Consider the following 14639-nt stretch of genomic DNA (forward strand, 5'->3'; position numbering starts at 1 on the left):
GTGGATGGCGGATTTCCGGACCGATCCATCGGTGTTCGACGGCGAATTCGGGCCGCCGACTGGGCTACTGGTAGTCGACTTCGCCCTCGCCCTCGCCGATCCAGGCACCGCGATCGGGCTCGCGCGATTCGAGCGGGTCGATGTCCTTATACCACGGGACGTTCCCGAGCTGTTCTTTGTTGTAGACGAGATCGTCCTTGGTATCGCCGGTGAACTCGAAGTTCTGGGTGAGCAGGATGGCGTCGACGGGACAGACCTCCTCGCACAGCCGACAGTAGATACACTGGCCGATATGGAGGTTGTACTGTTCGCCGTTTCGCTGCTCGTCCTGGACGATCTGGATGGTGTCGTTCGGACAGACGTTCTCACACTGACGACACCAGATACAGCGCTCCTGGCTGAACTTATGCACCCCGCGAAAACGGGGGCTCACTTCGGGTGCGGTTTCTGGATACTCGACAGTGAACGTGTTGCCGTCGAGTGCGTGCTTCATCGTCGTCGCCATGGATTTGAACAGTCCGATCATGCGATAAACACCCCCACGATGATGGCCGTGAGAACCAGGTTGGCAAAGGAAAGCACGAGCATTCCCTTCCAACCGATCTCGATGAGCTGATCGATCCGCACCCGGGGCAGCGCCGAGCGCGCCCATTGGGTGAACAGGAAGACCGCCCAGATCTTGATGACGAACCAGACGATCCCCGGAAGCACCGGCCCCGCGGGCCCGCCCAGGAACAGCGTCGTGACGATCGCACCGCCGAGGAAGATGTGGAGGAACTCCCCGAGGTAGATCAACACGAAGTACACCGAGGAGTACTCGGTCTGGTACCCCGCGACGATCTCGGTCGGCGCCTCGGGCACGTCGAAGGGGTTACGACCCACTTCGGCCATGTTCGCGGTCATGAACAACACGAACGCGAAGGGGTTGACAAACGCGTACCACGAGGGGATCGAGACGCCCGCGACCGAGAACAGCGGTTCGGCCTGCGCGGCGACGATCTCGGACATCTGGAGCGTCCCCGCGAAGATCACGACCGACGCGGCCGTGACAATCAGCGGGATCTCGTAGGCGACGTTCTGGGCGACCGCGCGCAGCCCGCCGAGCATCGAGTACTTGTTGTTCGAGGCGTACCCTGCCGTCGCGAGCCCGAGCGAGGCGATCGAGGCGATCGCGAAGACGAGCACCAGCCCGACCTCGGGGTCGGCGAGGTGGATCCCACTTCCCATCGGGATCACCGCAAAGCCGAGCATCGCCGAGGAGGCGATCACCAGCGGCGCCAGATCGTAGGCCGGCCGGTCGACGCCCTCGGGGATGATCAGTTCCTTTGCGAGCAGTTGGACCGAGGCTGCGGGGATGATCAGGATCCCCGCCGGACCGTGTCGATTGACCGCGATCCGGTCGGTAAACGCGGCCGTGATCTTCCGTTTCGCCCACGGGCCGGCGACGCCGCTCATCGCCAGCATGATGTTGGCGATCAGGAACGCCGCGAGAAAGGCGGCGACGAACTCGCCGAGAACGCCGAACTGCCCAAGGCCGGTGACGTCGGCGATCCGGTCGGGGAGGACGACGTCCTGAAGCGGCAGGACCATTCAGCGATCCACCTCCCCGAGGATGATGTCCAGACTGCCAAGCGAGGCGATGAGGTCTGCGACGTACTCGCCCTCCGAGATCTCCGGCAGCACGTGGAGGTTGGAGAAACACGGACTGCGGATCTTGAAGCGTGCCGGCTTGTCGGTGCCGTCCGCACGGATGTAGATCCCGAGTTCGCCCTTCGCGGCCTCGACCGCCCGGTAGATCTCGGTGTCGGGGTCCGGGCGCAGCGTCCGGGGGACGTTCGCTTGGATCTCCCGGTCGTCCTCGGGCCACTCCTCGAGCAGGTCGATACACTGTTCGAGGATGCGGGCGGACTGTTCGACCTCGCGCATCCGCACGAGCAGGCGCGAGTAGTTGTCGCCGGCCTCCTCGGTGGCGACGTCCCAGTCGAGTTCGGGGTAATACCCATAGGGGTCGTCCCGGCGGAGGTCGTAGTCGACGCCCGACGCGCGGGCGACGGGGCCGGTCGCGCCGTACTGCTTTGCGACGTCGGTATCGAGGACACCGGTTCCGACGGTTCGGATCTGGAAGATCTCGTTGGAGGTGATCAGGTCGTGGTACTCCTGGGTCGCCTCCGGAAGGTCGTCGAGGAAGTCTCGAACCTTCTCGAAGAACTCCTCGCGGGGTTCGGGCAGGTCCCACGCGACCCCGCCCAGTCGGAGGTAGTTGAACATCATCCGACTGCCGGTGAGGTCCTCGAGGAGGCTCTGGCACTTCTCGCGGTCGCGCATCGCATACATGAAGATCGCGGTGAAGTCCCCGTAGATGTCCAGACAGAACGTCCCGAGCGCGAGCATGTGCGAACAGATCCGACACAACTCCGCGCCCATCGTTCGGATGACCTGTGCGTACTCGGGCACCTCGATGTCCGCGAGGTCTTCGGCGGCGCGCGCATAGCCCCACTCGTTCATCAGCCCGCCGGGTGCGTAGTCCCAGCGGTCCGGATAGGGCATGATCTGATGTCGATACGTGCCCTTCTGGGCCATCTGCTCCTCACAGCGGTGGAGGTAGCCGATGTCCGAATCGACGTCAACGACCTGCTCGCCGTCGAGCACCGTCTTCAGGTGCAACACGCCGTGGGTCGCCGGGTGGTGGGGACCGATGTTGAGGAACATCGTGTCCGTGTCCTCGTCGTAGTGGTCGTCGGCGATCGGGTTCTGGTGTTCCGCGAGCGTGACCATCTGCGGGCGGTCCTGATCGTAATCCAGCGCCAGCGGATGTCCCTGCCAGGTCTCGGGCAGCAAGATCCGTCGCGGGTCGGGATGGCCCTCGTACTCGATGCCCACTAGATCGTAGGCCTCACGTTCGTGCCAGTCGGCGGTCCGGTAGACGGGCTCTGCGGTCTGACTGACCGGACGGTCCTTGGCCGTCGGAACGACGACGCTGACTTCCTGGGTCGGATCCGCGTACTTCTTCAGGTGGTAGATCGATTCGTAACGGTCCTCGTACTCCTGGGCGGTGACCACCGAGAGGTGATCGAATCCGGCCTCGTCGCGCAGCGCAAAGAGCACGTCCTGGACCTCGTCGGGCCGGATGACAAAGCCCTCCGCGTTCAGATGCGTCTCGCGGCCGAGGACGTACTCGCCAAGCAGGCGCTCGATCGCGTCGTAGTCAACGCCCTCGTCGGTGACGTACTGTCGTCGTTCGGGTCGTTCTAAACTCATGGTGAATCAGCCCAGTTGTACCGCATGACCAGGTCCTCCGTGTCGATCTGGCTCGCGAGCTTATCGACCAGTTCGTCCTGTTCTAAGTCGCCGAACTGCTCTAGCTCGTAGGGTTTGACCGTCACCGGCGAGGACTCGCCCTCGGCGATGCGTTCTTGCAGCTTGACGACGCCGTAGACCAGCGCCTCGGGGCGGGGTGGACAGCCCGGAACGTGGATGTCCACGGGGATGACCTCCTCGGCACCCTTGATGACGTTGTAGCCCTCCTGGAAGGGGCCACCGGAGATGGCACACGAGCCCATGTTGACGACGAACTTGGGTTCTGCCATCTGGTCGTAGACGCGCTTCATCCGTGGGGCGAACTTCGAGACGATCGTTCCGGGGATGATGATGGTATCGGCCTGTCGCGGCGACGCCCGGGGCACGCCCGAGCCGAACCGGTCGAGGTCGTGTTTCACGGCGTAGGTGTGCATCATCTCCAAACTGCAGCAGGCGATCCCGAACTGCAGCATGAACATCGAGGACCCACGCGCCCAGTTCAGGAACTTATCGAACTTGGTGAGGATAAACGGCGAGGACCCGAACGCTTCGCGCAGCCGCGAGTTGAAGCGGTTGTCCACGTCGCCCATGCGGGCCTCCCTCGTGGCCGTCATGGCGTCGTTGCTCTCGGCGATCGACTCCCGTGGTGTGTCGCTCATTGTAGTCTGCTCCGTTTTGTCGCCTCCGGGCTCTTGATCCACTGTACTGCACCGGTGCGCCACGCCCAGATCAGCGCGGCGACGAGAACGGCGATGAAGACCAACATCGGTCCCAGCGCGTGGAGCAAGCCGACCTGCGCCACCGCGTCGCTGTAGATGAGAACCCAGGGGAAGATGAAGACCGTCTCGATGTCGAAGACGAGGAACAACAGCGCGACCATGTAGTACTGTATGTTAAACCGGATGCGCGTCGTCCCCGTTGGGATCTCACCGCTCTCGTAGATGCTCCGCTTTCCTTGTTCGGGGACCGTCGGCCGCAACAGCGCTGATACCGCCATCATACCGAGCGGGATCAACACCCCCACGAGCGCCAGTGCCCCAACTGCTATCCATGTACTCATAGACCGTGATCTCCGTATCGTTTTCCGGTTGGGAACCCACCTACATAAGGGTTGATTCTCACCGGTTCGCCCCCGTCAGCGGCAAGGGTCATCGGTCTCGCTCCGCCCGGAACGCGGGGGTTCCCGACTCGTGGAGCTCCCGGGAGACCGACGCCACTTCCCCCTGCAAGCTCTGGTGGTACTCGACCAAGCGATCGCGCAGTTCGACGTGCTCGCGCGCGAGGATCTGGACCGCCGACAGCGCCGCGTTGAACGACTTTCCCGCGTCGACCGCGACCAGCGGCGCTCCCGTCGGCATCCCGATCACCGAATCGACCGACTTCTCCTGAACCGGTACGCCGATGACGGGAACGGGGTAGGCCAGCGAAGCGGTCATGTTCGGCAGGTCCGCCGATTTTCCGCCCGCGCCCGCGATGATCACGTCTAGTCCCCGATCGCCAGCCGTACTCGCGTAGGCGTCCATCAGCTTCGGGGTCCGGTGGGCCGAGACGACGTACGTTTCGAAGGTAAAGCGAGTCTCGGGCGGGTCCTCGACGTCAGTCAGTTCCTCGAACCCCAGCTCGGTCAGGGCCTCGTAGGCCCCGTACATCGTCTCGAGATCCGAGTCGCTGCCCATGACGATCCCGACCTCGGGGGTCTCCTCGTCGGACCGCTCGCACTCGGCTTCGGCCTCGAAGCTCTCGATCAAGTCCCGTACTCCCTCGACGGTCATGGGTCGAACTCCACGTGCCGCCAGTATGTACGTGCCGACTCCAGCAGCTCGTCGGCCGAGCGATCGCCGCCGAGCACGGCGAAGTGACCCATCTTCCGAAGCGGGCGGACCTCGTCTTTGCCGTACCAGTGAAGGTGGACGAGCGGTTCGGCGAGCAGTTGCTCGATTCCCGAAAGCGTCGCTCGCCGGGGCTCACGGTCGTCGCCCAATACGTTCTTCGTCACGACCGGTTCGCGCAGTTCGGTCGCACCTAACGGAAGGCCACAGACCGCCCGGGCGTGCTGTTCGAACTGTGAACTGCGCGCGCCCTCGATCGTCCAGTGACCCGAGTTGTGTGGGCGTGGCGCGATCTCGTTGACGAGGATCTCCCCGTCTTCCTGAAAGAGTTCGATCCCGTAGACGCCCCGGCCGTCCATCAGTTCGAGGACCTCGCCGGCGACCGCCTGTGCGCGCTCTCGGACCGCCCCGCTCGCGCGCGCCGGGACCACCGTCTCGCGGAGGATTTCCTTTTCATGCAGGTTCTCGCCGGCCACGTAGGTCGCGACCTCCTCGTCCCCTTTGACGGCGATCACCGAGAGTTCGCGCTCGAAGTCGACCATTTCCTCGACCATCGCCGCCCCGCCCAGCTCCGAAAGGACGTCAGCGGCCTCCTCGGGGTCCTCGATGGGGAGGTTCCCCCGACCGTCATACCCGCCCTCGCGAGCTTTCACCATCGCGGGCGTCCCCAGTTCCTCGAGGGCAGCCCGCAACTCCTCGGGAGAGTCGACCGCCCGGAACGCCGGGACCGGGACGCCGGCGTCGGCGAGCGCGCGCTTTTGGACCAGTTTGTCCTGGATGGTTCGCAGGGTCTCGGGCGAGGGCTGAACCTCGATGTCGGCCTCCTCGGAGACGGTTTCGAGAAGGTCCGGATCCGCGAGTTCGATCTCGAACGTCAGCACGTCCGCGCGTGCGGCGAGTTCCCGAACCGAATCGGGATCATCGAACGCCCCGACGATCTGCTCGCTCGCGACGGGCGAGGCCGGACACTCGGGGGTGGGATCGAGGATGACTGTCTCGATACCGAGCGGTGCCGCCGCCTCCGCAAGCATCCGCCCCAGTTGGCCGCCGCCAACGACGCCGATCGTCGGTCCCGGAAGGGTCTTCGTTGCCATGAGCGACGGTTTCCCGAGGCGGGTCAAAAGCCCACCGCTACCGACCCATCGCGGTCGCGGTCCACGGTGCGATCGGGTCCTCGACCGCTTCCATGCGCTCGACCAGTCGTGCCTCCAGATCGCGTCGGATCCCCTCGTAGGCCGGATGGTCGATCAGGTTTCCGAGTTCGTTCGGGTCCGCCTCTATATCGTAGAGTTCGTTCCGGTCGGGGCCGTTGTGGACGTATTTGTACTGTGCGGTCCGAAGCATTCGCTGGGAGTAGAGTCCGAACTCGTCGCCGTGGTACTGGGCGAAGTGCGCGTCGGGCCAGTCCGTCGGTATCTCGCCCGCGAGGAGCGGCCGGATCGACCGGCCGTCCACGTCGGGGATCTCGACGCCCGCCAAGTCGAGAAACGTCGGCATCAGGTCGTGCAGCGAGACGAACTCCCGGCAGACGGAGCCTGCCTCGACCTCGCCGGGCCAGCGCACCTGCAAGGGGATGTGGTAGGTCTCGTCGTACATGATCGGCCCCTTGTTGAACTGGCGGTGGTTCCCGGTGAAATCGCCGTGATCCGAGGTGTGGATCGTACAGAGGTCTTCGACCCCCTCGGCGGCGTCGAGGATCCGTCCGATCTGGTCGTCGATCAGCGTCATGAACCCCCGATATTTGGCGATCGCTTCGGCCCACCGTTCCCAGTCGAAGCTCCTGACGCCGCGATAGTCGAGGTACTGTTCGTGGACCGCGGGTTTGCCGGCGTAAGTCTCCCGGTAGCTCGCCGGGGGGTCGATCTCCGCGGGGTCGTACATCGACGCGTAGGGTTCGGGGACGACGTAGGGATGGTGAGGACCGTAGAGGTCCACCCGGAGGAAGAACGGCTCGTCGAGTCCCTCCCGAAGCTGCTCGATGGCCTGTTGTGCGAGGTAGTACGGACGCGTCGCCTCGACCGGAACGGGGTCGCGTGCGGCGACGAGCGTTCCCGTGTCGGTGTAGATCGCGTCCTCGAGGTCCGCTTCGTCGACGCTGACCCCGAGCTCCTCGCGGTACGTACAGAAGTCGCCGGCCAAATCGGCGTCGTGGTGGCGGTCGGCCCCGCCGTGGTACTCGAAACCGAAGTCCCCGGGACCCTGATCGCGACCGACGTGCCACTTGCCCACGTAGGCGGTGTGGTAGCCGTCCGCGGCGAGCAGTTCGCCGAACGTGGGATGTCCCGGCGGCAGGTTCGGTTGTATCGCGTCGGCCTCGTGGCAGTTGTTCAACATCCCATGGTTGTGCGGGTACAGCCCAGTCAAAAGCGAGGCGCGCGCGGCCGAGCAGATGCTGATCGGGGTGTAGGCCCGCTCGAAGGTCATCCCGCCCTCTCGAAGGCGGTCGACGTGTTGAGTCTCGACCGAGGAGCCGGGCGCGGTGAGGTCGTACCGTTCCTGATCGGTGAGGAGAAGCAAGACGTTCGGGTCGCTCATAGGTAGCCTAGATCACGGAGACGGCCCTTGGTCGCTTCGGCCATCTCGACCGCTTCGTCGACGTCCGCGTGCTCGAAGGAGTCGGCCCACCCCTCCAGTTCGGCTGCCAGCTCCGCGGCGATCTCGGGTTCGGTCGCGGCGATCTCGAAGCGCTCCTCGGGGTCCTGCTCGACGTCGTAGAGCTCCTCGCTCCCATCGGAACCCCGGATGTATTTGTACTCGTCCGTCCGAATCGCCCGCAGGGAGCGGTCGTACTCGTATAAGGAGTCGGGAATCGACCCGAAGCGCTCCTCCAGTTGCGCCATCGAGGGCTGGGGCGAGACGTACTCGGCGATCACCGACTCGCGGGGCGTTTCCCGGGTGAGCAGCGATCGGCCCTGGGCCTGCTCGCGTGCGGCGGGCGCGTCGACCCCCGCCAGATCCAGCAGCGTCGGGAACAGGTCGAGCAACTGTATCAGTTCGTCCTCGTCGGCGGCGGGTTCGGGTCCGCCATGGATGACGAGCGGAACGTGCAACAGGGTATCGTAGACGTTGTACTGGTGGCCGAGAAAGCCGTGATCGCCGATGTTCTCGCCATGATCGCCACAGACCACGAGCACGGTGTCCTCCCACTCGCCGGCCGCTTCGAGGGCCGCACGGAACTCGCCGAGTTTCGCGTCGAGATAGGCGAGTTCGCCCCGGTACAGCCCCTCCAGTAGCGCGAACTCCTCCTCGGTGATCGCGTACTCCCCGACGTCGTAGGCACGCGGGTCCTGTCGGATCGCGATCGCCTCCTCGTAGGTTCCCTCGGGCAGGAACGGCTCGGCGTACTCGCGGGGTGGGCGATACTCGATGTGGGGCTCGATGTAGTTCGCGAAACAGAAGAAGGGGCGATCGCCGTCGCGTTTCCCAAGCCAGTCGGCGAGCCAGTCGGTAGTGTGGGCGGCCCCGTCGTCGGCGTTCGTTCGGACGAACTCGTCGTAGATCGCGTTCAGGCCGTTGACGATCGGGTTACCCGAGAACGCCTCCGAGACGAACGCGTCGAGCTTTCCGCGGGCGTGTTCGGCCCGCGTCACCTCCCCGAGGTCGGTCGCCGACTGGACGAGTTGCCACGTCTTGTGGAAGGTCTCGAACCCGCGGGCGAAGCCGAACTCCTCGGTGATCCACGTGTTGTTCGAGATACCCACCGTCTCGTAGCCCGCTCCGGCGAGCGTCTCCGCGAGGGTGGTGTAGCCCTCGTCGAGGTACGTGTGCCCGCCGTGGGCGCCGTGGCGTGAGGCGTAGGTGCCCGTAAAGAGCGACGCGTGCGAGGGCAACGTCCACGGCGCGCTCGTAAAGGCGTTCGAGTAGGCCGTTCCCTCGTCGGCGAGCTCCGCGAGCGTCGGCGTGATCGTCGGATCTGCCGGCACCGTCTCCGTCGCACGAGCGGTGTCCATGACGACGACCGCGATATTAGGATGTCCCATCGTCTGATCCCCTTCGGGGTTCGATATTGGATCATTACAGGCAAATATCAGGCCCTTGCGTGCGCACCCCATTCAGGGGTGATCGGACGGAACAGCGCTCCAAAATACCGATATCGGACAGCAGGATATTTGATACGATATCGAGTGAAGGTTTCCGAAATTGGCTAGTCCATATAAAAGCCACGGTATCGCAGGCAGAAGGGGGAGTGCTGAAAGCGTTGTAGCCATGTTCACAATAGGGCCATGAAACCCGCATTAGATGACATATTCCTGCCGTGCGGATGGGCGGTCGTCGCCCTCCGTGAGGACAGGATCGAGTTCAGGCGGGACGACGAGCGCCTGTCGCTCGTCGCGGAGCCGACGGACGAGAGTCCGTCGATGCCCGAGCTGTGTACGAGCCAACTCTGGCAGCTCCGGTGTGAACAACGCGTGGGAGAGGCGAAAAGTGGTATGAGGCTGGACTGTGTAACGACTATGGACACAGCCGTGGAGACACTACTCACCTATACGCAACGAATAAACGGAATCGTCGAGGCGGAGTCCGGGATCTCCGTCGGCCGAGTGGTGGAACTGCTCGACGCCGAGGCCCCCGGCAACTGCCGCGACCGGTGGAACCGGGATCTGTCGTCCGGTCTCGGCACGCACCCACCGCTATGACGGACCGACCACTGAGCGAGACGGTCCTCGAGGGGCTCGCCGAGCGGGACCTCGTCGTCGTCTCGAACCGACAACCGTACGCGCACAACCGCGATGACGGCGAAATCACCGTTTCGCGGCCGGCTGGCGGTCTCACCGCAGGGATCGACCCGGTGATGCAGCGCACGGAGGGGACGTGGATCGCGTGGGGCGACGGGGATGCGGACTTCGAGGTCGCCGAGGAGGGCCGCGTCCGCGTTCCCCCCGACGATCCCTCCTATACGCTCTCCCGGGTGGAACTGAGCGAGACCGACCTCGAACGGTACTACTACGGCTACAGCAACCAGGCGCTCTGGCCGCTGTGTCACGGCATGATCTACCCCGTCCGGTGTGACGGGCGGGACTTCGAGCGCTACCGGGCGGTCAACCGCCGCTTTGGCGAGGCCGTCGTTGAGGAGAGCGACGAGGGAAGCCTGATCTGGTTTCAGGACTACCACTTCGGGCTCGCACCCCGATTCGTCCGCCAAGAGATGCCCGAGGCGTTGCTGACTCAGTTCTGGCACATTCCCTGGCCGGCGCCGAAGACCTTCGCGGTCTGTCCGCAGGCCGACGCGCTGCTTGACGGCCTGCTCGCGAACGACCTACTGGTCTTTCACGTCGCCGAGTACGTCGAGAACTTCCTCGAGTGTGTCGCGTCGGTGCTGTCCGAAGCGACCGTCGACCGGGAGGACGGGACCGTCGAGTACGACGGCTCGACGACGACGATCCAATCGTTTCCGCTCGGAATCGACGCCGAGCGAACCGAGTCACTGGCGAGCGAGTCGGGCGTCTGGACCGACCTCGCCGAACGCTACGGGATCGACGGGCAGACGGTCGCGCTGGGCGTCGACCGGCTCGATTACACCAAGGGGATCCCCGAGCGTATCGACGCGATCGAGCGCTTTTTCGAGGAGTACCCCGGCCGACGCGGCGAGTTCACGTACGTCCAAAACGGCTCGGCGAGCCGCAGCGAGATCGAGAGCTACGAGTACCTCCAACAGCGGGTCGACACCGCGATCGAGCGGGTCAACCGTCGGTTCGGGACGGCGACGTGGAAGCCGATCGTCCGAATCGACGAGATGCTCCCCGAGGAGGAACTCTACGCGCTGTATCGCCACAGTGACCTCGCGCTCGTGAGCGCGCTTCGCGACGGGATGAACCTCGTGGCGAAGGAGTACGTCGCCTCCCAGGTCGACGACGACGGCGTGCTCGTCCTCTCTGAGTTCGCGGGCGCCCACGAGGAACTCGGCGATGGGGCGGTGACGATCAACCCCTTCGACACCCAGTCGTTCGCCGAGGCGATCGACCGGGCGCTGTCGCTGCCAACGGAGGAACGAAACGAGCGGATGGCCGCCCAGCGCCGGCGGGTCGCCGAATACGACCTGCTGACCTGGATGAACGACGTCTTCGAGACCGCACTCGCCTGCGAAACCGATCGGGAGCAGTCAGTGAGCCATGTCTGAGGGCGAGCGAAGCCTCGAGCGGTTCGACTCCTCACACGCGAGGATACGCGAGCGAGTCGAGGCCGCCGAGGGACTGTTGCTCTGTACGGACTTCGACGGCACGCTCGCCCCCATCGAGACCGACCCACAGGCCCCCGAGATCGTTCCGGAGAACCGCAGGGTGCTGCGTGCGCTTCGAGACACAGCCGGCGTGCGCGTCGCCGTCGTCAGCGGGCGGGCGCTCGCTGACGTCCGCGAGCGCGTTGGCATCGAGGGAATCGCCTACGCGGGCAATCACGGCCTCGAACTCCAGCGCCGCGACGCCACCGCCGTCCACCCGATCGCCGCGAAACACCGCGGGCGGATCGCCCGGATCGTCGAGGCGCTTAAGGCCGCCCTCGCCGGAATCGAGGGCGCGGCCGTCGAGGACAAGTCGGTCACGGCGACGGTTCACTACCGGAAAACCCCCGACGAACGGATCCGACAGGTCCGCGAGGCCGTCGAAACCGCCCTCGAGCGCTTTGGCGACGGGCGGGTCCGACGGACGGGGGGCAAGGAGATCATCGAACTTCGACCGGCCGTCCGCTGGCACAAGGGGATGGCCGTCTCGTTGCTCGCCGCCGACCACGAGGGATGGTTGCCGATCTACATCGGCGACGACACCACCGACGAGTCGGCGTTCCGGGCGGTCGAGGACGGGCTTGCGATCTACGTCGGATCGGGCGAGACGGCTGCCCACTACCGGGTGCCGACACAGGAAGGAGTCACCGCGTGTCTCTCTGCGCTCGCCGAGTGGCACGCCGACGAAAGCACCGTTCGAGAACCGACGCCGATAGAAACACAGCACACATGAGCCGCTACCCGCGCGAGGCGCGCAACGCACGGATCAAATGCATCGCCTGTAACGCACCCGTCGTCCGCACGACCGACGACCGGTACGTCTGTGTCGACTGCGGGGAGTCTCCGGTTCGTCCCCACGCGAAGGCGCCGCCCGCGGCCGACTAACTCACTCCTCGAAGTCGAGCGCCTCGATGAGCTGATCGGTCATCTCCTTGCGGCCGAGGTTGGCCTTGATGTCGTGGTCCTTCGCCAGCGACTGGAGTTCCCGATACGACAGCTCCTCTAGCTCCTCGCGACTCTCGGGGTCCTCTTCGTCCCCGGATTCGTCGTCCGATTCCCCACCGCCGTTCTCATTTCCCTCTTCGTCCTCCTCGTCCGTGCTCTCGACGTCCTCGTTTTCGTTCTCGTCGTCCTCGTCGTCCTCCTCGTCGTCGTCACCCGACTCCTCCGCGTCGTTCTCAGTTCCCTCCTCGTCGCCTGACTCCTCGTCCTCGCTCTCGTCTTGTGTGTCCTCCCCGTCTTCGGATCCGTCGTCGGCGTCCGATCCTCCGTCGTCCTCCTCGTCGTCGCCTCTGATCGATTCCTGGATCTGCCGGGCGATCGCTTCGCCGAGCTTCCGGCCGATGATCGCGCCGAGTGCGCCGCCGAGCGATTCGGCGAGCGATTTCTCGTCGTCGGCCTCGAAGGTGTCCTCGAGCTGGGTGCCCTCGAACAGCTCCTCGTAGTCGACGTTGTCGAGCAGTTTTTCGGTGTCGATGCTGTCGGCAAGGTTTGTGTCGCTCATTGTTGGCTCTGGGTGCCCACTGTGGGCTTGTCGGTTCGGGATCTATGCGCTCGCGGCGTCGCCGTTGTCGCTGTCGTCGCTATCGTCGGCGCCCAGAAGCTGGTTGACCAGTTCCTGAACGAACTGCGTGGCCAGCTCCTCGAGGGGCAACTCGTCGAGGATGCTGCCGAAGAAACTCCGCAGGCGCTCCGCTATTGCACTCCCGAACGCCGCAATCCGCTCGCCGAGGGCCAGATCGGGCAGGAGCCCGCTCGAACCGTCGCCGTCCTCGCCCTCCTGGTCACCGTCGTCCCCGCCAAGCAGACCGTCCTCGCCCAGCAGACCGCCGTCCTCGTCGTCCCCGCCCAGCAGGCCGCCGCCGAGCAGGTCATCGAGGCCGAGCAGGCTCCCCAGATCGCCGCCGTCGAGCAGGCCGCCGACCGCCGACAGCAGGTTTCCGAGCAGGTTCCCCCCGCCGGGAATCGCGGTGATATCGAGGGTCACCTCGTCGAGGTCGACCTCCAACCCGAGGAGATCGAGGAACAGTCCATCGAGGTTGAGGTGGAGCACGCGGGTGCCCTCCTCGGATTCGGACTCCTCGCGGTCGCTCTCCTCTTCGTCACCCGTCTCGTTGTCCTCGGTTTGATCGTCCTCGTTTTCCCCTTCGGCGTCCGCTTGTTCGTCGCCTTCCTCGGTTTCGTCGTCTTCCTCGTCCTCGGTTCCCTCGGCGGACTCCCCTTCGCTGTCGGCTCCGTCCTCGGCGTCCGCTTGTTCGTCGCTTTCCTCCGTTTCGTCTTCCTCCTCGGGCGCTTCCTCCTCTCCCCCGTCGGGGAGCAGTACGCGCACGTGGACGCCATCGTCTCGACCAGCGGTCGTAGATTGGTCTACCATCGTCATCGAAACAACCCACTAGAGACGTAAGTAGGTTCATTGCGGATTCGCTTACGTCTTCGTCGGGCGGCTACTCGCCGGCCGGCGTAAACGACTCGTGACAGTCGAGACAGACGTGGGACTCGGCGTTGAGCGCGTCCGCGCTCGCGTCAGTTAGCGCTCCGTCGTTGGCGAGTTTCGCCGCACCGACACCGGATTTGTATACCGCTGCCGCGCTCTCACACTCGGGGCACTCGATCGACGAGCCGTCCTCGAGGGCGGCGAGACGGCCCTCGAGGACCTCGATCCGGTCTTCGAGGGCTTCGATATGCTCGCCGTCGTCGACGGAGGCCTGTCCGAGCGCCTCGAGGGCCTCTTCTACGTCCATCGGTTCGTCGATCCACGGCAGGGTGATCTCTTCGTTACTCATCGCTGATCGGTAGGTGACGTGTCCGTATAACTCCCGGTACGTGACGAGAGATCAGACGTCCTGATCCATGTCGTCACGGCGATACCGGTGGGTTCGGCGGTAGCCGGTGATCTCGTGGTCGGCGTCGAGCGTGATCTCGTAGCGCCCGAGGATGTCCTGCGTATCGGGGACGCTCTTGCGTTCGAGGATCTCGACCGCCGCGACCCATCCTTCCTCGTTGTTGTCCTCGCCCCGGCTCCGATCGCGGTCGACGGAGACGACGCTCACGAGCGGACGGCCGATGAGGTCCGCTGCGACCTGCCTGATCTTTTCGCGTACCGTCCCGATCTCGGTTTCCGAGACGGAGTCGTTGTCTGCCATGTCTGAATCCTCCGATTGGTGGTCGTCGATCGTCTCGTCGTCGGGTCCGTGCTGGTAGCAGAACCCGTCGCCCTGTGCCGGCCGGGTGCATCGCTCGCCGCCCGAGGTCAGCGCCTGGCACTGCTCGTCGGCTGTCTCCGCGTCGGACATGGG

Annotated in this window: 17 protein-coding genes; 4 read left to right on the forward strand and 13 right to left on the reverse strand. The window is 64.9% G+C overall.

Annotated elements, in window-relative coordinates:
• Positions 1 to 64 precede the first annotated feature (64 nt).
• From HACJB3_RS11310 to HACJB3_RS11350, 9 genes are all read right to left on the reverse strand, one after another.
• Entirely contained in the window at positions 65 to 526 is a 462-nt protein-coding gene (locus HACJB3_RS11310; protein WP_008416687.1) for a NuoI/complex I 23 kDa subunit family protein, read from the reverse strand.
• Positions 523 to 1590 (reverse strand): complex I subunit 1/NuoH family protein, encoded by a 1068-nt coding sequence (locus tag HACJB3_RS11315; protein WP_008416685.1) that lies wholly within the window; start codon positions 1588 to 1590, stop codon positions 523 to 525. The genes HACJB3_RS11310 and HACJB3_RS11315 overlap by 4 nt, the downstream gene beginning before the upstream one ends.
• Positions 1591 to 3258: an NADH-quinone oxidoreductase subunit D gene (locus HACJB3_RS11320; RefSeq protein ID WP_008416683.1), complete on the reverse strand. Its 1668-nt coding sequence runs from the start codon at positions 3256 to 3258 to the stop codon at positions 1591 to 1593.
• The gene (locus HACJB3_RS11325; protein ID WP_008416681.1) at positions 3255 to 3956 is read right to left on the reverse strand and encodes an NADH-quinone oxidoreductase subunit B; all 702 of its coding nucleotides are present in this window, start codon (positions 3954 to 3956) and stop codon (positions 3255 to 3257) included. The genes HACJB3_RS11320 and HACJB3_RS11325 overlap by 4 nt, the downstream gene beginning before the upstream one ends.
• The gene (locus HACJB3_RS11330) at positions 3953 to 4357 is read right to left on the reverse strand and encodes an NADH-quinone oxidoreductase subunit A (protein WP_008416680.1); all 405 of its coding nucleotides are present in this window, start codon (positions 4355 to 4357) and stop codon (positions 3953 to 3955) included. The genes HACJB3_RS11325 and HACJB3_RS11330 overlap by 4 nt, the downstream gene beginning before the upstream one ends.
• 88 nt (positions 4358 to 4445) lie before the next feature.
• Positions 4446 to 5069: a 5-(carboxyamino)imidazole ribonucleotide mutase gene (gene purE, locus HACJB3_RS11335; RefSeq protein ID WP_008416678.1), complete on the reverse strand. Its 624-nt coding sequence runs from the start codon at positions 5067 to 5069 to the stop codon at positions 4446 to 4448.
• Positions 5066 to 6220: a 5-(carboxyamino)imidazole ribonucleotide synthase gene (locus tag HACJB3_RS11340; RefSeq protein ID WP_008416675.1), complete on the reverse strand. Its 1155-nt coding sequence runs from the start codon at positions 6218 to 6220 to the stop codon at positions 5066 to 5068. Before HACJB3_RS11340 ends, purE begins: the two co-directional genes overlap by 4 nt.
• A 37-nt stretch (positions 6221 to 6257) precedes the next feature.
• Positions 6258 to 7661, reverse strand: a complete 1404-nt coding sequence (locus HACJB3_RS11345) for a sulfatase-like hydrolase/transferase (protein ID WP_008416673.1) — start codon at positions 7659 to 7661, stop codon at positions 6258 to 6260.
• Positions 7658 to 9106, reverse strand: coding sequence for a sulfatase (locus HACJB3_RS11350; protein WP_008416672.1), 1449 nt, complete (start codon positions 9104 to 9106; stop codon positions 7658 to 7660). The genes HACJB3_RS11345 and HACJB3_RS11350 overlap by 4 nt, the downstream gene beginning before the upstream one ends.
• A gap of 243 nt (positions 9107 to 9349) precedes the next feature.
• Between HACJB3_RS11350 and HACJB3_RS11355 the strand changes: the two genes are divergently transcribed.
• From HACJB3_RS11355 to HACJB3_RS20225, 4 genes are read left to right on the forward strand one after another with little or no spacing between them, the layout of a single operon-like run.
• The gene (locus HACJB3_RS11355) at positions 9350 to 9763 is read left to right on the forward strand and encodes a hypothetical protein (RefSeq protein ID WP_008416670.1); all 414 of its coding nucleotides are present in this window, start codon (positions 9350 to 9352) and stop codon (positions 9761 to 9763) included.
• Entirely contained in the window at positions 9760 to 11244 is a 1485-nt protein-coding gene (locus HACJB3_RS11360; RefSeq protein WP_013199507.1) for an alpha,alpha-trehalose-phosphate synthase (UDP-forming), read from the forward strand. Before HACJB3_RS11355 ends, HACJB3_RS11360 begins: the two co-directional genes overlap by 4 nt.
• Positions 11237 to 12076 (forward strand): trehalose-phosphatase, encoded by an 840-nt coding sequence (gene otsB, locus HACJB3_RS11365; protein WP_013199508.1) that lies wholly within the window; start codon positions 11237 to 11239, stop codon positions 12074 to 12076. Before HACJB3_RS11360 ends, otsB begins: the two co-directional genes overlap by 8 nt.
• Positions 12073 to 12228: a hypothetical protein gene (locus HACJB3_RS20225; RefSeq protein WP_008416661.1), complete on the forward strand. Its 156-nt coding sequence runs from the start codon at positions 12073 to 12075 to the stop codon at positions 12226 to 12228. Before otsB ends, HACJB3_RS20225 begins: the two co-directional genes overlap by 4 nt.
• 1 nt (position 12229) lies before the next feature.
• On the opposite strand, the gene HACJB3_RS11370 is transcribed toward HACJB3_RS20225, so the two are convergent.
• The 4 genes from HACJB3_RS11370 to gvpO all read right to left on the reverse strand — a co-directional run bounded on the left by HACJB3_RS11370 (position 12230) and on the right by gvpO (position 14636).
• A complete protein-coding gene (locus HACJB3_RS11370) occupies positions 12230 to 12847 on the reverse strand; it encodes a hypothetical protein (protein WP_008416659.1) in 618 nt (205 codons plus the stop codon).
• 42 nt (positions 12848 to 12889) lie between these two features.
• The gene (locus tag HACJB3_RS11375) at positions 12890 to 13717 is read right to left on the reverse strand and encodes a hypothetical protein (RefSeq protein WP_008416658.1); all 828 of its coding nucleotides are present in this window, start codon (positions 13715 to 13717) and stop codon (positions 12890 to 12892) included.
• Between the two features lie 70 nt (positions 13718 to 13787).
• Positions 13788 to 14126: a hypothetical protein gene (locus HACJB3_RS11380; protein WP_008416656.1), complete on the reverse strand. Its 339-nt coding sequence runs from the start codon at positions 14124 to 14126 to the stop codon at positions 13788 to 13790.
• 51 nt (positions 14127 to 14177) lie between these two features.
• Positions 14178 to 14636 (reverse strand): gas vesicle protein GvpO, halophile-type, encoded by a 459-nt coding sequence (gvpO, locus tag HACJB3_RS11385; RefSeq protein ID WP_008416654.1) that lies wholly within the window; start codon positions 14634 to 14636, stop codon positions 14178 to 14180.
• Positions 14637 to 14639: the final 3 nt, after the last annotated feature.

Source organism: Halalkalicoccus jeotgali B3 (genome assembly GCF_000196895.1).
GTDB lineage: Archaea > Halobacteriota > Halobacteria > Halobacteriales > Halalkalicoccaceae > Halalkalicoccus > Halalkalicoccus jeotgali.